Genomic DNA, 521 nt, shown 5'->3' on the forward strand with positions numbered 1-521 from the left:
ACATTTTATTTAAGTGGTTATTTAAATTAGCTCTTTATGGGCACGCATTATTAACTTACCATACCCTATTAACAAGCATTATCTTTAAAGCAAAAAGAGTGGATAACGTAATGAGTGACGATTTTAAAGTAATACAACCCACTACCACAGTATATTGCCCAAAGCGCGGCGAAGGCTGGACCTTAACAGGCATTACTAATATTAACGAGTTTACCTCAGTAATGTTTGACGGCACACGCTATACACTTCCAGCACGCGAAATAGTAGAAGAACTTCTTCCTAACCAATTAGCGCGTGAGCAAAATAGCTAACCAAACACATACACAATAAAAAGGCTGCAATTTTGCAGCCTAATATCTAATTAAAATGCATCGTCTTCACTGTAAACATTAACGTTTAACTCGTCCTCATCTTCAAATACTACAAACGAAATAGGCTTACAGCATACTTGGCAGTCTTCTATGTATTGCTCATCAATATCTGCTGCATCAAGTAATACTTCTATACTTTCTCCACAATAA

At 36.3% G+C, this 521-nt stretch carries 2 protein-coding genes; one reads left to right on the forward strand and one right to left on the reverse strand.

Annotated elements, in window-relative coordinates; genetic code table 11:
• Positions 1 to 311 (forward strand): hypothetical protein (locus I6E61_RS14325; RefSeq protein ID WP_197135311.1); only part of this gene is annotated, 311 nt, incomplete at its 5' end.
• 50 nt (positions 312 to 361) lie between these two features.
• On the opposite strand, the gene I6E61_RS14065 is transcribed toward I6E61_RS14325, so the two are convergent.
• The coding region (locus I6E61_RS14065) for a CPXCG motif-containing cysteine-rich protein (RefSeq protein ID WP_197135312.1) at positions 362 to 521 on the reverse strand (160 nt) is incomplete at its 5' end.

Origin of the sequence: Psychrobacter sp. NZS113, assembly GCF_015864825.1 — a bacterium.
Classification (GTDB): Bacteria; Pseudomonadota; Gammaproteobacteria; order Pseudomonadales; family Moraxellaceae; genus Psychrobacter.